The following is a 25086-nucleotide window of genomic DNA, read 5'->3' on the forward strand; positions in this document are numbered from 1 at the left end:
CTGGACTCTTATTACATATTTTACGAAATTTATGATATTTGCTGGATAATAACGGGAAACAACCAGATGAATCAAGCAAAAAATAAGCCTGCCAAGAATGAGTGGCAAGCTTAATAGACGTCATTCTCATCCAACAGACACAGTCTTCTCACTCTTTGAATTCAAGACAATCTCAGAAAAATAATTCACTGTCCTCATTTCTTCATTGAACAAATAAGAGGATTTCCATGTTTCCTCTAGAAAAATCTCCATTACCTTGACTGAGCGCGGATCACCGCTTGCTGCCTGCTCAAGAGCCACAATGCTTTCAAAAATTTTCACCATAAGTTCGGCAGCCTTTTTCGAATGAAAAGTCTTTTGATCAGCCGATGCCGTCCGTAAAGATTTTGATAAGTTCTGTAACTGAATTAACTTATTTTCTACTAAATACGTCCATTCAGATGGCAAATGGGCGACACCTCGTAGACGCTGGCTCATCTCATCTAAAAACAGTTCATCCGCTTTGAACTTCTCCATTAAACGCAGGACCTCTAACCCGAGAATATTGGCCGTCCCTTCCCAGACAGTCAGAACCTGAGCATCCCGTAACAATCTTGGAGTTACAAAATCTTCAATATAACCATTGCCGCCATGCAGTTCGATTGCTTCATGTGAAAAATGAATCGCTTGTTCAGCCGTTTCTTTTTTCAAAAGTGCAATGTAAAGACGATTAAGAATAGTCTCCTTTTGACTCGCTTGATTGTGCATGACCCGTTCAAACAATGGAAGATATGTAAAAACGGTGCGTGTTTCAATTTTCAACTTTACAGCGAGCCTTGACAGTGTATCCTTGACCATTGGATAGTTAGCGAGTTTACTGCCGAACGCATCCCTTCTAAGGGCATATTCCTTAGCTTCATGATAGGCCCTCCTCATAATTCCTAATGAGGCAACGGCATTGCACACTCTTGAGAGATTAAGAGCTTCCATCATATAGTAGAAACCCTTCGAAGGATCTCCCACCACAAAAGCATCGGCACCATCGAATTCCACTTCAGCCGAAGGGACAGCTCTGACTCCGAGTTTATCCTTTAAGCGGCGAATCCGGATTCCATTTAGCCTGCCATCTTGATTCCGCCATGGTACGGCAAATAAAGTCAGCCCCTTTGTTCCGGCGGGTGCGCCTTCTTTCCGTGCTAAGACCATCGCCACTCCACACATACCGGCATTGGAGGCAAAGTACTTTTCACCATAAAGTTTGAAATGTTCTCCGTGTTCCACAGCCCTCGTCTCATTCGCTCCGACATCTGAGCCCCCCTGACGCTCTGTAAGGAATGTCGCTCCCTCATAAAGTGGAACTTCTCCTGTTGAGAGGACATGCGGCAAAAACCGTTCCTTCATTTCTTCAGATGCATACTGGTTTAGTAAATAAGCGGTGGCCATCGACAATGTGACTGGACAGTAAAACCCTGGTTCTGTTTGTGAGAGCAGATAGCCTTGGGCATAGGAGTAAATATAATTCCCCTTCTCACCGAGCGAGGGGATTTCTTTATGAACATAGCCGACAATTCCGGTATTATAGGTATCTTCCACCGTTCTACGATAACCTTCGTTCACCCATACTTCAGAAACATCTTCACCATAAGCATCATATTTAATTAAGCGCGGCTGTCCCTCCCTATCCGTAAACCTGGCCCGTGATTCAATTTCGGTAGCACATTTCTCACCAAAGGCTGTCAGCTCCTTGTCAGCATACTCGAAAAAGGATGGATCAAGTAACTCTTTAAGCAAGGCTTGAAACGCCAAATCCTCTTTATAAAAATTCATCTTGGATAACACCCTCTTTTTCAGAATAATCAATAAATTTAGTATATCACTTTCTTATCCTGATAAAAATAAATTTAGGATATTTTTGGACATCTTTCCTTTTTATCCAACTCCGAAGTATAATTGGTTCAAATACATTAAGGGGAAATTTTCATTGGAAAAGGAACAAGCTATATTTTTAGCTAACTTTATAGAAAACTCAGCTTCTACGGTCTTTGAGATACAAAAACTTAAAACTACGGGCGGCCGTTTGGTGAAGTTTCATCAATGGACAAACGGGAAGCCCACACTCGCCGCTTTTGAGATTACAAAGCCGGATAGTGATACTGGCTATTACTTTGTATTCATTGATTGGCATCGAAATGACAACTATTATTTAGTCGTTTACGCACATGATCGTTCAACGACCTGTGCAGAGATACGGCAAATTCAAGAAATTGACGGAGCACCACATCTTATCTGGACATATAAGCCTTTTAAACGAGACGGAAAAAATGATCAAAGAAAAGCTTATTTTAAGCAAATGTTTGGCTCGACAACCATACAAATTAAACTGCCCTCCTCAGCCCTTGAGGTGGAAGAATTTTTAGGACATGTATTTAAACTATGTCAAAACCGGCTAAAGGCGGACCGGATTGTTGAAATATTTAAGCTTGAATAAAAGAATAAAAAGGAGGCTTCCGCCTCCTTTGGTGTTATAAAACTTTACTTAAAAATGCTTTGGTCCGTTCTTCTTGCGGATGATCAAATAATTCGCTTGGAACATTTTCTTCAACCACCAAACCACCGTCCATAAAAATAACACGGTCACCCACTTCTTTAGCAAAACCCATTTCATGAGTCACGACTACCATCGTCATTCCTTCCTTTGCAAGGTCCTTCATAACCTCCAGTACCTCACCGACCATTTCAGGGTCTAGTGCTGACGTGGGTTCATCAAAAAGCATAATCTTCGGCTCCATTGCCAGCGCCCTTGCAATTGCAACCCGCTGCTTTTGTCCGCCGGATAAGGAATCAGGATAGGCTTCTGCCTTATCCTCTAAACCAACTTTTCGTAAAAGCTCTAACCCCTTAGCCCTAGCCTTTTCCTTAGGAGTATTTCTTACTTTCATTGGTGCGAGCATAATATTTTCAATTACAGTTTTATGCGGAAATAGATTGAATTGTTGAAAAACCATGCCCACTTCTGTTCGTACTTTATTAATATCGGTATTCTTGTCAGTCAAATCGACACCTTCAATATAGACATGGCCCCCAGTAATCGTTTCGAGCATATTAATACAGCGAAGAAACGTCGATTTCCCAGAACCTGAAGGACCAATGACCACGACTACCTCTTTATTTTTAACGGTAACGTTAATGTCCTTGAGGACCTCATTTTGCCCAAAGGATTTTTTCAAATTCTTCACCTGGATCATTCAGTAGCCAACCTCCTTTCAAGACGAGTAAGCAGGAAGCTTAAAGAAAGTGTTAAGACGAGATAAATAACAGCTGCTGCAAGATATGGTTCCCATACACGGAAATATTGTCCTTGCATAGCTCGTCCCCAATACATTAATTCAGGGGCAGCAATGAGAGCCGCTAATGATGATTCTTTTATTAGAACGATAAATTCATTGCCTAGTGGTGGAATCATTCGTTTGAAAGCTTGCGGCAGAATAACATGGCGCATGGCTTGTACATGATTCATCCCTAATGAACGTGCAGCCTCCATTTGCCCGCGATCAATGGATTGAATCCCCGCACGAAAGATCTCAGCAATATAGGCGGCAGCATTTAATGATAGAGTAAGAATAGCAGCTAAAACGGGACTGGTTTCATCAAGAAAAAGAGGTACAACAGCAAAATGGATTAATAATATCTGAACAAGTAAGGGTGTCCCTCGAAAAAAAGTAATGTAAATAGTAAACGGCCAAGCGAGGAGCTTATTTTTCATCATTTTTCCTAATCCGATGAATAAGCCAAGAATGGTACCAATCAAAATACTTGCGATGGAAAGCCCGATAGTCAGAACCGTTCCTTTTAGGAAAAATGGAGCGTATTCAACTAAAATATCCCAACGAAAATCCATACAATAAATCCCCCTATTAAACAACAAGCTAATTATTCTAATCTAACTAGCAAAAATTGCGTAACTGCTTGGTTAAGAGTTACGCAATTCATTCAGCGATTTTTACTTCTGTTGATCTTTTAAGATTTGTGTATCTGGTTCTACTTTAAACCACTTCTTGTATACTTCTGCATAGGTTCCGTTATCGATGACTGCTTTTACAGCCTGATCAAAGTCTGCTTTAATCTTGCTGCCCTTTGGAAACATAAGTCCGTAAAATTCTTTAGCAAATGCAGCTGAATCTTCAATAACAACAAAATTATCTTTAGGATTGTTTTTTGCATATTCCTCGATAACAGTGTTATCTGCAACTACAGCATCAGCTCCACCGCTTTTCAATTCCAAGATTGCTAGATTATTATTTTCAAATTTTTTGATTTTATCACTATTTTTGCCTAATAGACCTTCAACAGCTTCTTGTCCTGTTGTCGCATTCTGAACGGCAATCGTTTTATTATTTTTTAGATCAGCTGCGCTCTTAATGTCACTATCTTTTGGAACGAGGATTTTGTTGGTTGATAAAAAGTATGGCACTGAAAAATCATAGGATTGTTTTCTTTCATCGTTAATCGTAATGGCAGATATACCGATGTCAGCAATTTTTTTATCTAATTCAACAAAAATTGGATCCCAGCCGACATGCTCAACCTTCACTTTATAGCCTGCTTCTTTTGCCACTGCCTTGATAAAATCAATATCAAAACCGACAACTTCGCCTTTATCCTGGTATTCAAACGGTGCATAGGCAGCATCTGTTACCACGCGCAGTGTTTTCTTTTCAGTGTCTCCTCCTGCTTTTGTACCTGTGCTTGTACTTTTACTAGTACCGCAAGCTGACAGAATTAAAAGCAGTGCGACCATTAAAAAAGTTGAAACTAATTTAAATTTCTTCATTTTTTCAGACCTCCAATGTTTTTTCTAAAAAGTATTTTTTAAAAATTTTGATAATATTTTGAATATAAATGATTATAACCTGTTTTAATTATATATTCAATATTTTAAATATTTTACTATATTAGTACTGTAATTAACTAAAGTGTTAACATTGTAGAATAATTTTTGCCCGCCTTCATTCAATACGGAAGGCGGGTAATTTTTTGGTCAATGCCCCCTTTTCCACCTGTCACATTCCTGTCATTGATTAACGGGAGTTGTTTATTTATATTTAACTAATTGAGACATATAGGGGGTAAATAAAATGAACGAATCATTTAAAGCATTAGTAGTAGACAAGACTGAAAGCGACTTTACTGTAAACGTAAATGAAATAACCTTACAAGACCTTCCAGCAGGTGATGTCCTTATCAAGGTCAGCTATTCGAGTGTGAACTACAAGGACGGATTAGCGAGTACGCCGGATGGAAAAATTGTCAGATCCTATCCTTTTATTCCAGGCATTGACCTTTCAGGAGTTGTTGTTCGTTCGAACGATTCTCGCTTTGAAGAGGGCGATAAAGTGATTGCAACTAGTTATGAGATTGGGGTCTCCCATTATGGCGGCTTCAGTGAATATGCCCAGATTCCTGCTGATTGGGTGGTGCCATTGCCGGAAGGGCTGTCTTTAAAAGAAGCAATGATTTACGGAACAGCTGGGTTTACAGCGGCTTTATCCGTTCAACGCTTAGAAGAAAATGGATTAACTCCTGATAAAGGCAAGGTGCTTGTGACGGGCGCTACAGGAGGGGTTGGAAGTATAGCAGTAGCCATCCTTGCCAAACGGGGCTACCATGTGGTCGCAAGTACAGGTAAAGAAGCGGAACATGACTTCCTTGTTGAACTTGGTGCAAGCGAAATCCTTTCCCGTGAGGATGTTACAGGTGAAAAAATCAGGGCGTTAGATAAGCAGCTTTGGGCTGCAGCAGTCGATCCTGTTGGCGGCAAAACACTCGCCTCGATTCTTAGTAAAATTACTTATAATGGCTCGGTAGCAGTCAGCGGTCTAACAGGCGGCGGAGATGTACAAACGACAGTATTCCCATTCATTCTTAGAGGGGTCAATTTGCTTGGTATTGATTCCGTATATTACCCAATGGAAACGAGGGTCACCTTATGGAAGCGCATGGCCACTGATTTTAAACCAGATTGTTTATTAGAAGTGATGAATAAGGAAGTAACGCTAGGAGAATTACCAAATTATTTATCATCGATCCTAAAAGGTGAAGCACGGGGCAGGACAATTGTAAAACTTTAAAACGCATGATTTTGAGATGACTCTGATCATCTCATTTTTATTTTATAGGGCTAAATATCTAATAAGACAATCCCTATCTATAGGCATTCGCCGTTACTCCTTACCAATACCTACATAATCTATAGGGTATTTACAACATAAGGAGAGATGCCTAAATGAATCCGTATGGTCTTTATCAAACGCCTCAAATGCCGATGGAATATAACGCCTATGTTCAACCTGAATCAATGAATTACTATGGTCAACCAGAACAAGTGAATTACTATGAACAACCAGAACCATTTAATCCTTATCTACCAGAACAATATGATCCGGCAAGACAACCACAACAAGTTGAGCGCAGACTGAATCAATTGGAGCGGCAAAATGAGCGGCAAGAAAGAGAGATCAATCAACTACAACGTCAAGTAGCACAACTCGACCGCAGACTTCAACGAGTAAATCAACGTCTTCGTGCTGTTGAAAGAAGATTCAACTTCCCATTCACTCCATTTGATGGAGAATATTAAAAAAACTTTCGAAGAACCGGGCAGATGTCCGGTTCTTTTACATAACGAATGAAAAATTGGTAAGGTTTTTTACCAATTTGAAGGATGATATTAAAATCCTGTTAGGATATCTTACAAATCCACTGACAAGGAGCGAAAATTCAGTTAACTTTTCTATATAAACCACAAGAGAAAGGAAGATTTCATATGTATCGAAGAAATGATATTAAACTCGCTGAAAGAATCCTTCAATTAGATAAATTAAGAGATGAGTTGTATGAAGAACTCATGAAAACAATGGGCTCCCAAGCGAACGAACTTTTAAGGAGATTACAAAATTATTAATTTCCATTTGAAAAGGGGGAAGAAGGATGACAACACGCTTAAGGAAAGGACTCGAACGCCTTAGACGGTTTTATCTAAGAAAGTTGTTAGAATCAGGAGCCACTGATTTTTCACATCAAGAACTACACTCCCTTACCTTCTCAGAACTGGAAAGATTGTACAACAAAACATTCTCCTCAGCAGACTCAAATTAAATTACTCCATAAATACTTATTTTGACAAACAAGCAAAATAGTATGATAACCTAGTCCTATGTAAGGAAATCTAACATAATATAATATTATGAAAAAGAAATAATAACTATCTGTTAACAATAGGGTGTGGTGAGCGACAATAATGGGAAAAGACATCTCTTATAAAGATAAAAAGGTAATAACAATAGGCATCGTCAGGGATCTCACAGGTCTATCCGAACGGCAAATCCGTTACTATGAGGAACGAAAATTGATTTTTCCGGAAAGATCTGCCGGTGGAAGCCGCAAATTTTCCTTTTCAGACGTGGAATTGCTGATGGAGATTGCTAATAAGATTGAAGATGGCATTCAAACACATGATATCAGGAAGGAAATGCTGCGTGAACAAAAGAAACACAACGAAGAACAGATCCGCAGACAGATGATCCAAGGACAATTAAATGCCCAATTCGGTTTACGAAAAAAGTAAGGAACTAACCAATATGATCCCATTCCTTCAATAAAGGAATGGGATTTTTCATCCTTTCTCGGTACATCAATCTATCTATAACTTAAGGCAAATGACCATTTTTTAAAATCCATGTTAGATAATCTCCCAAACTTATAGAAACCACTCTAAAATCATGTAAAAATACTAACATAAACAATGTTAAGAATATTAACATCATTTAAAAGGGGGAGAAAAAATGGATACTACATTCTTAATGAATAGCCTATGGGTAATGGTGGGAGCTGTACTCGTTATTTTAATGATTGGTGGTTTTATCCTCTTAGAAACAGGTTCAACTCGAATGAAAAATGCAGGACATATTGCAGGGAAAACAATCCTAACCTTCGGAATCGGCTCGATCGTATTTTGGGCTGTAGGGTATGGACTAATTTTTGGTAAAGGAAATCCGCTGATTGGTTTCTCCGATTTCTTTTATTCAGGCTATGACATCGATGGATTGCCACTGTCTGGTGCCGTATTCTTTTTATTCCAATTAGCTTTTGCAGGGATTTCGTTAACGATTGCGTTCGGCGGTTTTGCAGAACGAGCTAAATTAGGTGCCTATCTTGTATTTGCTTTACTTTTCTCAGTCATTGTCTATCCACCAATTGCTCACTGGATTTGGGGCGGCGGCTGGTTAGCAGAGCACGGGAAACAAGATTTCGCTGGTTCTACTGTTGTTCACTTAACAGGTGCCATGGCAGCTCTGGCTGCTACGATTCTATTAAAACCACGTATTGGGAAATTCAACAAAGATGGCTCAGCCAATAATCTTGCTGGTCATAACCAAGTATTCACTGCTCTAAGCGTATTGCTATTATGGGTTGGCTGGTTTGGGTTTAACGCTGGTAGCACATTAACTGTTGATAAAGCGTTCTTTGGATTTGTTGCTGTTAATACTAACTTAGCCGCAGCGGCCGGAACGGTAGCAGCGATGATCGTATCTTGGATAGTACTTGGAAAAGCTGATGTTCCAATGATGTTAAACGGAGCCTTGGCAGGTTTAGTCGCTATCACTGCTTCTTGTGCGTTTGTAGATACATGGGCCGCTGTCTTAATCGGCTTTATCGCAGGAATTCTTGTTTTTTACAGCATTCGCTTCTTTGAAAACAGAGGCATTGATGATCCCATCGCTGCCTTATCCGTACATGGTACAGCTGGTGTCTGGGGAACTTTATCAACCGGATTCTTTGCCACTAAAGAATTAGCCACAGTCGGTAAGCCAGGATTGTTTTACGGGGGCGGCCTTCACCAACTCGGTGTTCAAGCACTTGGAGTATTCACATGTGCTGCATTTGCCTTTATTGTCTCCTTCATCCTCCTTGCCCTTATGAAAAAGTTTATGAAAGGCTTGCGTGTTACAGAGGAAGAAGAGATTATTGGATTAGATATGAGTGAGCACGGAAGCTATGGTTATCCAGAATTAGTAAAGGCAGAACAAACAAAAGCTTTTTAAATATTTATGAAAGGTGCAAGTCCTTTCTGGCTTGCACCTTTCTAGATTTTTTAAGTGGAGGTGAACAGAAATGAAGCAAGATACCTATTCTGCGATTGCTGAATACAGAAATACCCACATGAAAGAAGCGGCCAAAGATCACTTTCAATTGAACCAACTCCACGACAACATAATCAAAAAGGTTTTGGAAATCTCCATGAAGGAAATCCAAATACGGTATGGACCTATTCCCTCTCCTTTCTCTTTCATTGTCATGGGGAGTGCAGGCCGATTCGAACAATCGGTTTGGAGTGACCAAGACCACGGCATCATTTACCTTGATTCGTCTCCAGAAGCAAAAGCATATTTTTTGTCATTAGGAAAGGAAGTTTCAAAAGGTCTTTATCAGGTTGGGTATCCTTATTGCGATGGCGGCGTAATGTCAGGCAATCCATTCTGGTGCAAATCACAAGCCGAATGGGAGAAACAAATTTTGAACTGGGCAGACGAAGCGTCATGGGAATCGTTACGTTATCTATTAATTTTTATCGACGGACGCTCTATTTATGGCCATCATCAACTCATAGAACAACTAAAATCATTTGTTTATCTAGCCGTTCAAAAAGAACAGATTCTTCCAAGGATTTACCATAATACTCTTCATTTTAAAAAAGGAATTGGTGTCTTAGGTCAGCTTTTAGTGGAGACGCACGGAATTCATGCTGGATCTCTAAATATAAAGGAGACTGCCTTCTTCCCTTACATCAATGCCGCTCGCCTATTGGCAATGAAAGAGCATATCTTAGAAACTTCTACCCTCTTAAGACTCGACAAACTACAAATTCATGACAAGGACCTCTATAAAACTTTGTTTTTAAAACTGTTAACCTATCGTCTTCAATTTTCTACCCATACTGACTATGAATCGGGACACTATTTACCAGCTGATAAACTAACAAAAGAGCAAAAGAATGAGCTGAAAGAAATCATAAAGAACGGTGTCGCACTGAACCAATACGCCGGAAAACTTATCGAAAAGGAGGGATAAAATGAAAATAAATGATTTAGCACAATACCTTAGACAAATTTCCGGCAGGGTTAGTTCCAATATCTATGCAGGCATTCAAGGACAAGCCAATCCACAACAGCTTTCCTTCGTCCGACAACTTCAAAAAGAAATGAAAGAAAAAAATAACTTGTCCACCCCCCTTAATGAATTAGAAGTGGTCGTATTCGATTTAGAAACGACGGGGTTCTATCCAGAAAAGGGTGATTATGTCCTTTCAATCGGAGCAGTGAAAATGGTCGGTCCTCATATAAGGAATCATGATACTTTTTATTCGCTCATAAAATCAGACCTTCCTTTATCAGCTGAAATTTCAACTTTAACGAACATTCAGGAGGGGCAATTACGTGATGCTCCCACTGCAAGAGATGTCTTACTCCAATTTTTCAACTATTCACAAAGTCAAATTCTTGTCGCGCACCACTCCAATCACGAAAAGTCCTTTATGCAGAAAATGACATGGGACCTCTTAAAGACACGATTTGAACATCGAATCATCGATACATCCTTCTTAATTCGACTTTCCGACACCTCCATGAAATCATTACCCCTTGAAGATGTTTGTCATCAATGTGGGATTGCCATACAAGATCGTCACCATGCACTTGGCGATGCCATGATGACCGCACAAATTTGGGGGAGCTATTTACAACAAGCTCAAATAAAGGGGTATAGTAATTTACAGGAAGTGTATGAACATCTTGCAAAGCTTTAAGACCGAAAACACTATTTCAAACTAGTGTTTTTTTGTAAATCTCTAAAATTTTAAAGCGCGAAATCATCTCGACTTTGCAACACCTCTAACTTACTTACCTCTAATTATCTGCCCCGTTACAATCCCTAGCACAGACAAAATAACCTAAAAATAAAAAAATTTTAAAAAACTTTTTTTCGCTGTTTTCCTTATCACTACAATAATGTAAACGCTAACAATAATTTTGATTTATTTGAATTGTCAGATTTTTATATTGACCATGTTTTCGATTGGTTGTATGATTATCGAAAATAATCATTCAATTCATTAAGTGCCATCGCTCCCCATCATTTGGAGAAGGGTATGGTAATTCTTTTTTAAAAATTTTTTAGTCATTTAAAGCGGTCTATCACAAAAGAGGAGTGGTTAAGTTGGGGAGTCAATGGATTTTCCTTGACGGTGAATTCGTCAAGAAAGAGGATGCTGTAGTTTCAGTTTTCGATCATGGTTTTTTATATGGTGATGGAGTATTTGAAGGCATACGTGTTTATAGCGGTAACGTCTTCCGACTCGATGCACACCTAAAGAGACTATTTGAATCAGCACAATCCATTATGCTGAATATTCCTTACACACAAGAGGAAATGACGCAATTAATCGTCGATACAATCAGAAAAAATCAGCTAGAGAGCGCCTATATTCGTGTCGTTGTTTCTCGTGGTAAAGGGAATCTCGGCTTAGACCCTTCATCCTGCTCCAGGCCAAGTGTCATTATCATTGCTGAAGAATTAAGAATGTATCCTAAAGAGTTCTACGAACGCGGGATTAAAATTGCATCTGTTGCGAGTCGAAGAAATCGCCCAGATGTTCTAAGCCCACAGGTTAAATCGTTGAACTACTTAAATAATATTCTTGTCAAATTAGAGGCTAATCAAGCTGGGGTAGAGGAAGCATTAATGCTGAATGACCAAGGTTATGTTACCGAAGGCTCCGCTGATAATATCTTTATTGTGAAAAATGGTGCTATCTATACCCCGCCTGTATATTTGGGGGCGTTAGAGGGTATTACCCGGAACGCCATCCTTGATGTCGCAAAGGCCAAGGGTTATGAGGTTAGAGAATCTCCGTTCACAAGACATGATGTATATGTAGCTGATGAAGTGTTCTTAACTGGGACAGCTGTAGAGGTTATTGCTGTTATTGAAGTTGATAAACGTAAGATAAATGATGGTAAACCAGGTGAAGTTACGAAAGATTTATTAGAAGAATTCAGGAAAATTGTAACAACAGACGGTGTGGCTTGTTACCCAGAAGGTGCAAACCATGCAATCGTTAGTTAGGAGCTAAAAACATGCGTAGCGATATGATTAAAAAGGGTATTGATCGTGCACCCCACCGCAGCCTTTTATATGCAACCGGGGTCAAAACGAGTGATCTTGAAAAACCGTTTATCGGCGTTTGTAACTCGTTCATTGAAATTATCCCAGGACACAAACACCTTAATCATTTCGGTGAGATTGTAAAAGAGGCTATTCGTGAAGCAGGCGGTATTCCTTTTGAGTTTAATACAATCGGTGTTGATGATGGGATTGCGATGGGACATATTGGGATGCGCTATTCCCTCCCTAGCCGCGAATTGATCGCCGATAGTGCTGAAACCGTAATTAATGCACATTGGTTCGATGGTGTTTTCTACATTCCCAACTGTGACAAAATTACACCAGGTATGTTAATGGCAGCAGCAAGAACGAATGTCCCTTCTGTCTTTGTCTCAGGCGGGCCGATGGAAGCAGGCGTTTCACCATCGACTGGAAAGAACCTTTCCCTCACTTCTGTTTTTGAAGGTGTTGGGGCTTACCATAACGGAACCATCAGTCAACAGCAGTTGCTAGACATTGAAACAAATGCCTGCCCTACTTGCGGCTCATGTTCCGGGATGTTTACAGCTAATTCGATGAACTGTCTAATGGAAGTATTAGGAATGACTGTTCCTGGAAATGGAACAATTGTGGCAACTTCTGAAGAAAGACATGAATTAATTCGTCAAGCCGCAAGGCATTTAATAGAACTAGTGAAAAAAGATATCAAACCGCGTGACATTATTACTAGAGAGGCAATTGATAATGCTTTTGCCCTAGATATGGCCATGGGTGGTTCAACAAATACCGTACTTCATACATTGGCAATTGCCCATGAAGCTGGGATTGACTACGACCTCCGTGAGATTAACAAAATTGCTGAAAGAGTTCCTTATTTGGCAAAAATTATGCCAGCATCCGATTATTCAATGGAAGACATTCATCATGCAGGCGGCGTAAGTGCCATTATAAATGAACTTTATAAAGTTGAAGGCGCCTTACATGATAACTGTTTAACCATTACTGGAAAAACACTTTCAGAAAATGTGAAGGAAGCAACAATCACAAATGAAACGGTCATCCGGACCAAAGACAATCCATATAGCCCTGTTGGTGGACTATCCATCCTATATGGAAACATCGCTCCAGATGGCAGTGTAATCAAGGTAGGTGCTGTTGATCCTTCAATTAAAACATTCTTGGGTGAAGCAATCGTTTTTGAATCCCAGGATGAGGCACAAGAAAATATTAATAATGGGACGGTTCAAGCTGGGCACGTGGTTGTTATCCGCTATGAAGGTCCAAAAGGCGGACCAGGAATGCCTGAAATGCTTGCTCCAACTTCCGCAATTATGGGACGTGGATTAGGTAAGGAAGTTGCCTTGATTACGGATGGACGCTTTTCTGGAGCAAGCCGCGGAATTTCCATCGGTCATATTTCACCAGAAGCAGCAGAAGGCGGACCAATCGCTCTTGTGGAAAATGGTGACAAAATTTTAATCGACCTTGAAGCACGCTCCATAGAACTTCTAGTTGATGATGAAGTTTTAGCAGAACGACAGAAGGCATGGGTGAAACCAGAGCCTAAAATCAAAACTGGTTATCTTGCAAGATATGCAGCACTAGTTACATCTGCCAATACCGGTGGGATAATGAAAATATAGAAAATATCCATGGGAATGAATTAGTACCCCTCCCCTTCCTTAGGAAGTTAAGGTGCTAAAGCGTTAAATGAAGATCATTTGACAAATAAATATCAATAAATCGATGACGGGAATAAAGGAATAAGAATTCGTATTTTCAGAGAGCTGGGGTTGCTGGAAGCCCAGTAATACAACTTATTCTGACATCATCCCTGAGTGTTAAGCCGAACAATCATAACTAAGTAGGCTTAATCGGGTGTCCATATTTGAACACCTGTTACAAAAAGAAGCGTTCTTCATATCTTAGACGACGCTTCATAAGGCAGTATTCGTAAGGATGCTGTAAAAACGGGTGGTACCGAGAAAATGGAAGGCCTTTTCTCCCCGATTATTCTGCTTTTGATGTTCTTGACTGCAGTTTATTCTGGGAGAATAGGGCCTTTTTTACTATATTTCTATTAATACCGTAGCTTAAAGGAAATTTAATAAAATTCAATCATCCGCAAGGAGGGATTACAAAGTGAAAGTAGAAGCAAAAAAGCTTGAGGTCCAAACAACTACAGAGCCGAGAACCGGTGCAGACCTTCTCATCGACTTACTAAAAAAAGAAGGTGTGGAAACGCTGTTTGGATATCCCGGGGGTGCCGTTCTTCCTATCTATGATGCCATTTACCGCGCCCAGGGTACAATCAAGCATGTTCTCTTCCGGCATGAACAAGGAATGATCCATGCAGCTGAAGGCTATGCCCGAGTTACAGGTAAACCTGGAGTCGTTCTTGCCACATCAGGACCTGGGGCTACCAACCTAGTGACAGGAATAACTGATGCGATGATGGATTCGCTGCCACTTGTTATATTCACAGGGCAGGTTGCAAGAAGCGTCATCGGAACAGACGCCTTCCAAGAGGCTGATGTTATGGCGATTACAACACCCATTACCAAACATAACTTTCAAGTTCAATCCATTGAGGACTTACCACGCATCGTCAAGGAAGCTTTTCATATCGCTTCTACCGGACGGCCAGGGCCAGTTTTAGTCGATGTCCCTAAAGATATTTCCGCAGGATTTTTAACGGAGGAACCTGAAGAAGCAAGCATTAATTTACCTGGATACCAGCCAACTACAAAGCCAAATCCATTTCAAATAAAAAAACTTGCTGATTCGATTTCAAAGGCTTTCAAGCCGGTAATTCTTTCAGGCGCAGGTGTTCTCCATGGAAAAGCATCAGCCGAGCTGACTGCTTTTGCAGAAAAACATCAGATCCCGGTGGTTACTACTTTACTTGGACTTGGTACTTTTCCGGCAGATCATTCCCTTTCGCTAGGAATGGGTGGAATGCACGGAACCTATGCAGCGAACATGGCCATTTACGAATGTGATTTACTTATCAACTTTGGAGCCCGCTTCGATGACAGACTAACAGGCAATCTTAAACACTTTGCCCCGTTTGCGAAGGTGGCCCATATTGATATCGATCCAGCCGAAATTGGAAAAAATGTACCAACACAACTTCCAATCGTTTCTGATACGAAAGAGGCACTTAGCGAACTGCTTAATCAAGAAATTGAATCACCAAATGCTGGTGAATGGCTGCAAAAACTGAGCCAAGACAAACAGGAATATCCGCTATGGTATAAACATGATCCAAACGGAATGTGTCCTCAATGGGTAATTGAAGCAGTCCATAAAGTTACGAACGGTGACGCTATCGTGGCAACGGATGTTGGTCAACACCAAATGTGGGCAGCGCAGTATTACACCTTTAAACAGCCTCACCGCTGGATTACTTCAGGTGGACTTGGAACAATGGGCTTTGGGTTCCCTGCCGCAATTGGCGCACAGATTGCCGAGCCAGATAGTACAGTCGTTGCGATTGTTGGGGATGGCGGTTTTCAAATGACACTTCAGGAATTATCGATTATTTATGAACGAAACCTTCCTGTAAAAATCATTATTGTCAACAACGGCGCATTAGGAATGGTTCGCCAATGGCAGGAACTTTTACACGGAAACCGTATTTCGGAATCGATTCTTCATACTCAACCTGATTTTGTCAAACTTGCCGACAGTTATTCAATTAAGGGTTATCAAGTTAACAATCAGGAAGAACTGATTACCGTGTTGCCAGAGGTATTTGCTCATAATGGTCCAGTATTAGTTGATTGCCGTGTACTTCAGCAAGAAAAAGTATTCCCAATGATTGCCCCTGGTAAAGGAATTCATGAAATGATAGGGGTGAAACCATGAAACGGATCATCACAGCAACAGTTCAAGACCGAAGCGGAGTCCTAAACCGTGTCACCGGCCTCTTACAAAGACGCCAGTTCAATATTGAAAGTATTTCAGTTGGTCCATCTGAAACCGAAGGAATTTCAAAAATGACTCTAGTGGTCGAGGTTGAAGACGAACAGCGACTTGAACAGGTGACGAAACAATTAAACAAGCAAATTGATGTTTTAAAAGTTTCCGATATTACGGATAAAGCAATTGTCGCCCGCGAATTGGCCCTAATTAAAGTAGCTTCAAGCAGCCATTTGCGTAGTGAAATCCACGGGATTATTGATCCGTTCCGTGCCCTAATTATTGATGTAAGTAAAGACAGTCTCGCCGTTCAAATTACAGGACGTCCTGATAAAATCGATGCATTGATTGAAATGCTCAGGCCTTATGGCATTAAGGAAATTGCAAGAACCGGTTTGACTGCCCTCCAGCGCGGGCACCAGCCGCAAGTAAACGATCCAGCAACATATTCACTATTAAAATAACAATATATCTGAGAGGATGATTCATAATGGTAAAGGTACTTTATAACGGAGATATTCAAGAAGAGGTTTTACAAGGAAAGAAAATCGCAGTAATCGGATATGGATCTCAAGGTCATGCCCATGCCCTTAATTTAAAAGAAAGCGGCTTTGATGTAGTGGTTGGATTAAGACAAGGAAAATCTTGGGATAGAGCAGTTGAAGATGGTTTAGAAGTTACCTCTGTTGCTGAAGCAACTGCAGCTGCTGAGGTAGTTATGGTTCTTCTTCCAGATGAAATGCAGCCAAAAGTATATGAAGAAAGCATTAAATCTAACCTTCAAGCAGGTAATGCATTAGTATTTGCACATGGTTTTAATGTTCATTTTAGCCAAATCGTTCCTCCTGCTGATGTTGACGTATTCTTAGTAGCTCCAAAAGGTCCAGGACATTTAGTTCGTCGTACGTTTACAGAAGGTGCTGGAGTTCCTGCCCTATATGCGGTTTACCAAGACTACACTGGTCAAGCACGCGATGTTGCTCTTGCTTATGCAAAAGGAATCGGTTCTGCTCGTGCCGGAGTATTAGAAACTACTTTCCAAGAAGAAACAGAAACAGATTTATTCGGAGAACAAGCAGTTCTTTGCGGCGGTACTACTGCCCTAATCAAAGCAGGCTTCGAAACACTAGTAGAAGCAGGTTATCAGCCTGAAGTTGCTTATTTCGAGTGTTTACATGAATTGAAATTAATCGTTGACCTTTTATATGAAGGTGGCTTAGAAAACATGCGTTATTCTATCTCTGACACTGCTCAATGGGGAGATTTCGTTTCCGGACCACGCGTAGTTAACGAAGATACAAAAGCACGCATGAAAGAAGTATTAAAAGATATTCAAACTGGTAAATTCGCACAGGGCTGGATCTTAGAGAATCAAACAAACCGCCCGCAATTCAACGCGATTAATCGTGCTGAAAATAATCACCAAATTGAACAAGTAGGCCGTGAGCTTCGTGCATTAATGCCGTTTATTAAAAACAAACCAGTAAATGCAAAGAAGGAAGTGGTGGTAAATGGTTCACGTTAACATCTTCGATACGACATTACGCGATGGCGAACAGTCCCCTGGTGTTAATTTAAACCAGTTGGAAAAATTGGAAATCGCACGACAACTTGAACGGTTTGGGGTTGACATTATGGAGGCCGGCTTCCCGGCTTCCTCCCAAGGCGATTTTGAAGCAGTAAGAGCAATCGCCCGGAATATTAAAAATGTATCAGTCACAGGCCTGGCAAGAGCGACGAAATCGGACATTGACATTGCGTGGGATGCGTTAAAAGATGCAGCAGAACCAAGGTTGCATGTATTCCTTGCCACCTCCCCTATCCATATGCAATATAAATTGATGAAAACACCTGAGGAAGTTACACAAATTGCGGTAGACATGGTGTCTTATGCGAAAAGGAACTTCCCGCATATCGAATGGTCAGCGGAAGATGCATCCCGCTCTGACCTGGATTTCCTTGTTCAAATTATTACGAAGGTCATTGATGCCGGTGCGACAGTCATTAATCTTCCTGATACAGTCGGTTATACCACACCGGAAGAATATGGACGTATGTTCCGCTATATCCGGGAAAACGTTCCGAATATTCATAAGGCCGCATTATCTTGCCATTGTCATGATGATTTAGGAATGGCGGTTGCGAATTCGTTAGCTGCGATTGAAAACGGTGTAACCCAAGTCGAAGGTACAATCAATGGAATTGGAGAACGTGCTGGGAATGCTTCTTTAGAGGAAATCGCTGTTGCCTTAAACATTCGAAAAGATAAGTATCCTTATACTACGAATTTAGTTTTAAAAGAAATTAAACGCACGAGTGATCTAGTCAGCCGCTTTACAGGTATGATGGTTCCACCTAATAAAGCCGTGGTTGGAAAGAATGCTTTCGCCCATGAATCAGGAATCCATCAGGATGGCGTCTTAAAAAATACATTAACCTATGAGATTATTACCCCTGAATTAGTGGGGGTCAAATCTAATGATCTAGTTCTAGGCAAACATTCCGGCCGCCATGCCTTCAAAGATAAAATTGAGCAGATGGGCTTTGAACTTTCGGATGAAAATTTGATTGAAGCTTTTACTGCTTTTAAACAGTTAACAGATCGTAAGAAAGAAGTAACGGATGAAGATCTTTTTGCTATTTTAACCGATATTCAAACTACAGCTGTTGATATCAAAAAATATGAACTTGTTGCCTTCCAAGTCCATTACGGCTCAGCTAACTTGCCGACAGCGACGGTGGCATTAACCACTCCAGAAGGTATTCGAGTTGAGACGGCCCGTACAGGTTCTGGAAGTGTTGAAGCTTTAATGAACACTTTGGAAGCACTAATTAAAGAAGAAATCCATCTTACTGATTTTAGATTAAGTTCGATTGGTCAAGGACGTGATGCACTTGCTGAGGTCCATGTCAAAATGACCGTGAACGGTACCCCTGTAACTGGACGCGGTTCCGCACAGGACGTACTGGAAGCTTCTGCAAAATCATTCTTAAACGCTGTTAATCGTGTGTTTTTCAACCAAAATACGGCTGTAAAAGAAACGGTAGTCTAATAAACCACAAACAATAAATGAGGAGGTTGCTTCTAATGAAAAAACGTATTGTCTTACTTCCCGGTGATGGCATTGGCAAGGAAGTTATTAACTCAGCAAAAGATGTGTTAAATGCAATTGCTGAAGAATACAATCATACTTTTAGCTTTGAAACCCATGAAATCGGAGGAGCAGCCATAGACCTTTACGGCACTCCCCTTCCGGAAACAACCGTTGATGCTTGTAAGCAAGCCGATGCGGTATTGCTTGGTGCTGTTGGTGGACCAAAATGGGATAACAATCCCTCACATTTACGTCCTGAACGAGGCTTGCTAGGAATCCGTAAGGCACTTGATTTATATGCAAACTTAAGGCCGATTAAAGGTTTTAAAAACCTGCTTCATGCCTCACCTCTAAAGGAAGAAGTAGTCTCTGGAAGCGACCTCCTTATCGTACGTGAATTAACTGGCGGCCTTTATTTCGGAACACCAAGTGAACGTCGTGATAACGGAAGTTCTGTTGTAGATACGCTTGTCTATTCCCGACAAGAGATTGAAAGAATTGTTGATAAGGGATTTCAAGCAGCCCAGCAAAGGCAGGGTCATCTTACTTCGGTGGATAAAGCAAATGTACTGGAATCTAGCAAACTATGGCGCGAAATAGTTGAAGAGAAAAAAGCTCAATATCCAGATGTAGCTGTGGAACATGTATTAGTTGATGCTGCCGCTATGAAACTAATCACGAACCCTAGCCAATTTGATGTCATCGTTACCGAGAATCTATTCGGCGACATCTTAAGCGATGAGGCCTCTGTTATTACGGGATCACTTGGGATGCTCCCTTCTGCTAGCTTAAATGAAAATGGAGTAGGCCTATATGAACCTGTTCACGGCTCTGCCCCTGACATCGCTGGTAAAGGTGTAGCCAATCCCGTTGCGATGATTTTATCGGCAGCTATGATGCTAAGATACTCTTTTCAATTAAATGACGAGGCAAAAGTGATTGAGGATGCAGTTCAATCGGTTTTAGATGCCGGCTTCCACACAGGCGACCTTCAAATTCCAGATGGACGTCTTGTTGGAACAGCAGAAATGACGAAACGGATTGCAGATTATATCAAATCACAAAATGCCTCAAAGTGCATCGCCAGCTGTTATTTTTAAATAATTTTGGAGGGTAAACCGTCTTGTTCGGCGGTTTACCCCTAAATTTATCCAAAGTATTAAAATTCATTTACGTGAGGAAGGACGCTATGCAAACACCAAAAAATATTATCCAAAAGATTTGGGAAAAGCATGTGGTACATCAAGAAAACGGAAAGCCAGATTTATTATATATCGATCTACACCTCGTTCACGAAGTAACCTCTCCTCAGGCATTTGAGGGTTTACGAATGAATGGTCGTAAAGTCCGCCGCCCTGACCTTACCTTTGCGACGATGGACCATAATGTTCCAACCCGTCAACGTCTTGTAATCAATGACCCTGTTTCAAAGAAACAAATTGATACCTTACAACAAAATTGTCAGGATTTCGGGGTTCCACTTGCTGATATTCATCACCCTGATAACGGGATTGTCCATGTAATTGGACCTGAACTTGGACTTACTCAGCCTGGTAAAACCATTGTGTGCGGCGATAGTCACACCTCTACACACGGAGCATTTGGTGCGCTCGCTTTTGGGATTGGTACAAGCGAGGTTGAGCATGTTCTTGCAACCCAAACCCTTTGGCAGGCACCGCCTAAAACCTTAAATGTCAAGGTCAATGGAAAATTAGGTACTGGTGTTACAGCTAAAGACTTAATTCTTGCCATCATCGGTAAATTCGGTGTCCAATTTGGAACAGGTTATGTGATGGAATACACAGGTGAAGCCATCCGTTCGCTCTCTATGGAAGAACGAATGACAGTTTGTAACATGTCGATTGAAGCTGGTGCAAGAGCTGGTCTCATCACTCCAGATGAAACGACTTTTGAATACTTACGCGGCAGACGTCATGTACCTCAAGGAGAAGCTTTTGAACAAGCCGTTGCTGAGTGGAAGGCTCTAGCTTCTGATGAAGGGGCAGCCTATGACTTAGTCGTTGAGATTGAAGCAGCCGAAGTTGAACCACAAGTAACCTGGGGAACAAATCCAGGAATGTGTATTCCAATTACGGCAAATGTTCCAAATCCAGACGAAACCGAGAAACCTAGTGAAAAGGACGAGATCCAGCGTGCGCTTGAATACATGGGCCTTGAAGCTGGTCAGCCCATCTCAAATGTGAAAATTGACCATGTTTTCATCGGTTCTTGTACGAATTCGCGCTTAAGCGACTTACGAAGTGCAGCTGAGGTAATCCGGGGCAAGAAGGTTAGCCCTTCTGTAACTGCTATCGTTGTTCCTGGTTCGTTTAGTGTTAAACTTGCTGCCGAAAAAGAAGGTTTGGATAAGGTCTTTACAGAGGCTGGTTTTGAGTGGCGTGAAGCCGGCTGCAGTATGTGTCTGGCCATGAACGATGACATTGTTCCTCCAGGGGAACGCTGTGCCTCCACTTCCAACCGAAATTTTGAAGGCCGCCAAGGGAACGGGGCAAGAACCCATCTTGTCAGCCCTGAAATGGCAGCCGCTGCCGCTATTGCAGGTCACTTCGTAGATGTCCGACAATTTGCTGCTGCACAGGAGGTAAGATAGAATATGGAACCATTAAAAATTCATCAAGGCCTTGTTTATCCATTAAACCGGTCGAACATTGACACAGACCAAATTATCCCGAAGCAGTTTTTAAAGCGGATTGAACGCAGTGGTTTCGGCCAATTCCTTTTTTATCATTGGCGTTTTGATGATGAAGGAAATCTTCGACCGGATTTCTCATTAAATGATCCGAAATATAAAAATGCTTCGATTATAGTTGCCGGTGAAAACTTTGGCTGCGGATCTTCACGTGAGCATGCTCCGTGGGCGGTTCAAGATTTTGGCTTTAAAATCGTCATCGCCCCAAGTTTTGCAGACATTTTTAAAAACAATTGCGTGAAAAATGGGATTCTTCCAATTCAGGCTAGTAATGAACAAGTTCAGTACATTATTAAAAAGGCAGAATCTGAAGAATATCAATTAACTGTCGACCTTGAAAATCAGGTGGTTTATGATAATGAAGGTTTCAAGGTTACTTTCGACATTGCTCCATACCCTAAAGTCATGCTGCTAAATGGCTGGGATGAGATTGGTGTTACTTTAACCTATGCGGATAAAATTGAGCAATATGAGTTGGCGCGTAAATAACCATTAAAAAAATGAGCTTGGAAACCCAAGCTCATTTTTTATTGGTTGTCACAGCTCGTTTAAAATATTTCTATTCTCGGATTCTTCGTTAAAGGTCAAGACTTCTTCAACCGGCTCATATGATTCACCATAAAAATGATGATCTTTATAGGTGTGAATCATATCATATGTTTTTTTCATGGATTCAAAAATCATTTCTTCTGATTCTTCATTAGGAGTCCAGTAGAGGATTTCCATCTTATTAACCTCGTTTGTCGCTAATGATTTTCTCTCATAACCGATAGAAGCGGCGTGCTCAAATCTTTCACGTTTATAAAAATGAAGCCGTTTTTCGGAATCGCTATCTTCATAGTTGACTGGTTCTACTTCAAGGATAATAGGCTTTCCTTTTCGTTTTAACTTTTCCAAAAGTTTATGGCCAAGTCCCTGGCCACGTGCATTTTTTGAAACAAATAGATAATCAATAAACACAAAATTGTCTAATTCCACATACATCAAAACATGATTTGGCCCCTCATCTTTATGATAGATGTTTGAACGTTCTTTCAGTAAGGTTTCCATGTGAGCCCTTGATTTCATTTCTTCAACAGGAAAATACTGATTCAACTTTTCATACCAATGCATGGAAATACTCCTTTATGTGATACTTAGTTTTTTCATTAAAACTCAGGTAATTGATCAAGATTATTTTCTTTGATACCGTCTGGTTCACTGCGGATAATGTCTCGACCATATTTATGGAATACATCCACATGAGCAATCATTCCAGCTTTTGCTTCATTTAAGGCCGTAATATAATCTAACTCACGCCCCATACTTGTTTTAAAAGCGATAATATCTCCATCATCGTTTTTCCTAACCGACACGAACTCTTCTTTGCCATCAGGATTACTCTGACCCGCTTCCAGTTGGGCTTGCTGCTGACTGGCCTGCTTGTACTCCTCATAAATTTTTTCAAAATCTTTTTGTTCCATTTCATCCACCTCCGAACATTTGTTAGTATTTTTCTTTTTAAATAAATTATCCTTGCTTAGGAAAGTTTCAAAATTTCTTGAAATTCGTCCTTAACAAAAGTTAAAAAATGACCCTTCCAAACCTAAGTAGGAAGGGCCTTCAATATAATAATCTAGGCGTTATGAAGTTTTGCCCCTGGTCTTTTGCATACTCATCAAAACCACTAATAAATAAGGAATAATGGATATTGCCTTCATCATTATAATTATTAACTAATGCCTTGGTATCTCTGCTTTTAGTCTGCAGATAATAAATAAAACCTTCCACATATTTTATACGCCATTCCAAATAACTTAATAAATGTTGATGGGTTTTATCTAAATTCTTATCTGGTAATGGATAGTCAATTGCGATTTCATATGCTTGGAAGAATGCCTTTCTTGTTTGACGATATTGTTTAATGGTAGAGGTATCATTTGAATCTTTTAATGCCTGATCAATGGGTATGGCAAATTCTTCTGTGTACCATCTATAATACTGATTGTAAGGAGTAACTTCCCTCGGTTGGAATGAAGAGAACAAAACTAAGAGTAGTAAAAAAAATACGAGAATATACCCTTTCCTCCCCATCCCATCCATCCCCCTCAACTACATTTTCTCAATTATATGAGTAAGCTAGTCAATTAAGACTTACATGTGATGTGGTGCCTGACACCTCTTTTATATTTTTTAAGATTAATACAAGGAGATAGACGACACTGAGGTTTAATATTAGTACAAGTACAACAACTGCAGGGCTTATTTCAACCCCAGCTTGAATTTGAAGAAGGATCATTGCAGAGAGTGCGGTTAGCAAGGTAATTTCTTTGATAATGATAACGGGTCCGAGCAGGTATCCAAACGACCTTCGTCTCATAAGGAGGATTCCAGCAATTGTTCCAATTGGAACCACAAATCCCAAGTCCAACGCTTGAATAACAAGAGTGGTATAATGTTCGATTCCTTCTGGGGGAGTATGGTTCATTAGAGGGTAGACAATCTTCCCCAGCCACATCATTCCAAATACAAACGAAGCAAATAATAAGAAGCTTCCAACTAATTTGACCGGGAGTTTTTCTGTGAAAAATAACGGTAATTTCGAAACCACAAATGACATCATGGCCAGCGTAAAAGCAAAAAAACTGGCAGACATAAGGAGTACGTAGACAAGGAGCAAGGAGTTATACATAGATAGAAATGAATAGGAGGCGTAGGCATATAAAAAATAGCCAAACGTGCCAGTCAGGAGCAAATGCCCTTTTAATAGTCCTTTTCCAGACAAATAAAGAGAAAACAATAATAACGGAACGCCCATAAATAATGTCACATAATCCTGGGCGATTGCCTGTACTGCCATAGATACGGAGTCATGTTGATATAAGCCCTTCCCATAAATCGAGATGGTTTCTCCAAAGATGGATTTATACTCATACAGACTAGTTCCTTGATTAGAGAAGAGTGCGTAAATTGTGGCTGCGATTGAGAAAATGGTAATAATGAAGACAAGTACACTTATGGACTTTTGATTTTTCACGGTTGTTTTCCTCCCTTCTAATATTAAAGGTGATCCTACTCCTATCCTAAACCATTCCGTTCTATATCCCTATCTACATCCATTTTGTTCACAAAAGATTCAGAATTTAACCATACAAAAAAGGACCAAATACCTTGGCCCTT

General features: G+C 40.5%; 26 protein-coding genes. 18 read left to right on the forward strand and 8 right to left on the reverse strand.

What is annotated here, in order from left to right; translation table 11 throughout:
- Window positions 1-126 precede the first annotated feature (126 nt).
- Window positions 127-1806, reverse strand: coding sequence for an acyl-CoA dehydrogenase family protein (locus BR30_RS0107715; protein WP_026564520.1), 1680 nt, complete (start codon window positions 1804-1806; stop codon window positions 127-129).
- 154 nt (window positions 1807-1960) lie between these two features.
- On the opposite strand from BR30_RS0107715, the gene BR30_RS0107720 reads away from it, so the two are divergent.
- Complete coding sequence (locus BR30_RS0107720) at window positions 1961-2467, forward strand: hypothetical protein (RefSeq protein ID WP_026564521.1); 507 nt, start codon at window positions 1961-1963, stop codon at window positions 2465-2467.
- A gap of 34 nt (window positions 2468-2501) precedes the next feature.
- Here BR30_RS0107720 and BR30_RS0107725 read toward each other — a convergent pair whose 3' ends face one another.
- From BR30_RS0107725 to BR30_RS0107735, 3 genes are all read right to left on the reverse strand, one after another.
- Window positions 2502-3224: an amino acid ABC transporter ATP-binding protein gene (locus BR30_RS0107725; protein ID WP_026564522.1), complete on the reverse strand. Its 723-nt coding sequence runs from the start codon at window positions 3222-3224 to the stop codon at window positions 2502-2504.
- Window positions 3221-3877 carry an amino acid ABC transporter permease gene (locus BR30_RS0107730; protein WP_026564523.1) on the reverse strand — a complete coding sequence of 219 codons (657 nt, stop codon included), beginning with the start codon at window positions 3875-3877 and terminating at the stop codon, window positions 3221-3223. Before BR30_RS0107730 ends, BR30_RS0107725 begins: the two co-directional genes overlap by 4 nt.
- 102 nt (window positions 3878-3979) lie before the next feature.
- Window positions 3980-4810, reverse strand: coding sequence for a basic amino acid ABC transporter substrate-binding protein (locus tag BR30_RS0107735; protein ID WP_026564524.1), 831 nt, complete (start codon window positions 4808-4810; stop codon window positions 3980-3982).
- 304 nt (window positions 4811-5114) lie between these two features.
- Between BR30_RS0107735 and BR30_RS0107740 the strand changes: the two genes are divergently transcribed.
- The 17 genes from BR30_RS0107740 (at window position 5115) to leuD (ending at window position 22416) form a co-directional block, all read left to right on the forward strand.
- Window positions 5115-6107 (forward strand): NADPH:quinone oxidoreductase family protein, encoded by a 993-nt coding sequence (locus BR30_RS0107740; protein ID WP_026564525.1) that lies wholly within the window; start codon window positions 5115-5117, stop codon window positions 6105-6107.
- Between the two features lie 155 nt (window positions 6108-6262).
- Window positions 6263-6616, forward strand: a complete 354-nt coding sequence (locus BR30_RS0107745; RefSeq protein WP_026564526.1) for a hypothetical protein — start codon at window positions 6263-6265, stop codon at window positions 6614-6616.
- Between the two features lie 186 nt (window positions 6617-6802).
- Entirely contained in the window at window positions 6803-6940 is a 138-nt protein-coding gene (locus tag BR30_RS37290) for a hypothetical protein (protein WP_166256179.1), read from the forward strand.
- Window positions 6941-6966: 26 nt separating this feature from the next.
- Window positions 6967-7134, forward strand: coding sequence for a hypothetical protein (locus BR30_RS36540; protein WP_155928474.1), 168 nt, complete (start codon window positions 6967-6969; stop codon window positions 7132-7134).
- A gap of 142 nt (window positions 7135-7276) precedes the next feature.
- Window positions 7277-7603, forward strand: a complete 327-nt coding sequence (locus BR30_RS0107760) for a MerR family transcriptional regulator (protein ID WP_026564527.1) — start codon at window positions 7277-7279, stop codon at window positions 7601-7603.
- A 217-nt stretch (window positions 7604-7820) separates the two neighbouring features.
- Window positions 7821-9080: an ammonium transporter gene (locus BR30_RS0107765; protein ID WP_026564528.1), complete on the forward strand. Its 1260-nt coding sequence runs from the start codon at window positions 7821-7823 to the stop codon at window positions 9078-9080.
- Window positions 9081-9150: 70 nt separating this feature from the next.
- A complete protein-coding gene (locus BR30_RS0107770) occupies window positions 9151-10107 on the forward strand; it encodes a DUF294 nucleotidyltransferase-like domain-containing protein (protein WP_026564529.1) in 957 nt (318 codons plus the stop codon).
- A gap of 1 nt (window position 10108) precedes the next feature.
- A complete protein-coding gene (locus BR30_RS0107775; RefSeq protein ID WP_026564530.1) occupies window positions 10109-10840 on the forward strand; it encodes an exonuclease domain-containing protein in 732 nt (243 codons plus the stop codon).
- A 410-nt stretch (window positions 10841-11250) separates the two neighbouring features.
- Entirely contained in the window at window positions 11251-12159 is a 909-nt protein-coding gene (gene ilvE / locus BR30_RS0107780) for a branched-chain-amino-acid transaminase (protein ID WP_026564531.1), read from the forward strand.
- Between the two features lie 11 nt (window positions 12160-12170).
- The gene (gene ilvD, locus BR30_RS0107785) at window positions 12171-13841 is read left to right on the forward strand and encodes a dihydroxy-acid dehydratase (protein ID WP_026564532.1); all 1671 of its coding nucleotides are present in this window, start codon (window positions 12171-12173) and stop codon (window positions 13839-13841) included.
- 499 nt (window positions 13842-14340) lie between these two features.
- Entirely contained in the window at window positions 14341-16068 is a 1728-nt protein-coding gene (gene ilvB / locus BR30_RS0107790) for a biosynthetic-type acetolactate synthase large subunit (RefSeq protein ID WP_026564533.1), read from the forward strand.
- Complete coding sequence (gene ilvN / locus BR30_RS0107795; protein WP_026564534.1) at window positions 16065-16586, forward strand: acetolactate synthase small subunit; 522 nt, start codon at window positions 16065-16067, stop codon at window positions 16584-16586. The genes ilvB and ilvN overlap by 4 nt, the downstream gene beginning before the upstream one ends.
- Window positions 16587-16612: 26 nt before the next feature.
- Complete coding sequence (gene ilvC, locus BR30_RS0107800) at window positions 16613-17647, forward strand: ketol-acid reductoisomerase (protein ID WP_026564535.1); 1035 nt, start codon at window positions 16613-16615, stop codon at window positions 17645-17647.
- On the forward strand, window positions 17634-19175 hold the full coding sequence (locus BR30_RS0107805; RefSeq protein WP_026564536.1) for a 2-isopropylmalate synthase: 1542 nt from the start codon (window positions 17634-17636) through the stop codon (window positions 19173-19175). The genes ilvC and BR30_RS0107805 overlap by 14 nt, the downstream gene beginning before the upstream one ends.
- Before the next feature lie 35 nt (window positions 19176-19210).
- Window positions 19211-20317, forward strand: coding sequence for a 3-isopropylmalate dehydrogenase (leuB, locus tag BR30_RS0107810; protein ID WP_026564537.1), 1107 nt, complete (start codon window positions 19211-19213; stop codon window positions 20315-20317).
- 89 nt (window positions 20318-20406) lie between these two features.
- Complete coding sequence (gene leuC / locus BR30_RS0107815; protein ID WP_026564538.1) at window positions 20407-21828, forward strand: 3-isopropylmalate dehydratase large subunit; 1422 nt, start codon at window positions 20407-20409, stop codon at window positions 21826-21828.
- Window positions 21829-21831: 3 nt separating this feature from the next.
- Window positions 21832-22416 carry a 3-isopropylmalate dehydratase small subunit gene (leuD, locus tag BR30_RS0107820; RefSeq protein WP_026564539.1) on the forward strand — a complete coding sequence of 195 codons (585 nt, stop codon included), beginning with the start codon at window positions 21832-21834 and terminating at the stop codon, window positions 22414-22416.
- 48 nt (window positions 22417-22464) lie between these two features.
- On the opposite strand, the gene BR30_RS0107825 is transcribed toward leuD, so the two are convergent.
- The 4 genes from BR30_RS0107825 to BR30_RS0107840 all read right to left on the reverse strand — a co-directional run bounded on the left by BR30_RS0107825 (window position 22465) and on the right by BR30_RS0107840 (window position 24943).
- Entirely contained in the window at window positions 22465-23040 is a 576-nt protein-coding gene (locus BR30_RS0107825) for a GNAT family N-acetyltransferase (RefSeq protein ID WP_026564540.1), read from the reverse strand.
- A gap of 35 nt (window positions 23041-23075) precedes the next feature.
- A complete protein-coding gene (locus tag BR30_RS0107830; protein ID WP_026564541.1) occupies window positions 23076-23390 on the reverse strand; it encodes a DUF3892 domain-containing protein in 315 nt (104 codons plus the stop codon).
- A 139-nt stretch (window positions 23391-23529) separates the two neighbouring features.
- Window positions 23530-24000: a hypothetical protein gene (locus BR30_RS0107835; protein ID WP_026564542.1), complete on the reverse strand. Its 471-nt coding sequence runs from the start codon at window positions 23998-24000 to the stop codon at window positions 23530-23532.
- A 49-nt stretch (window positions 24001-24049) separates the two neighbouring features.
- Window positions 24050-24943: a hypothetical protein gene (locus tag BR30_RS0107840; protein WP_026564543.1), complete on the reverse strand. Its 894-nt coding sequence runs from the start codon at window positions 24941-24943 to the stop codon at window positions 24050-24052.
- Window positions 24944-25086: the final 143 nt, after the last annotated feature.

The organism is Bacillus sp. UNC41MFS5 (assembly GCF_000686805.1).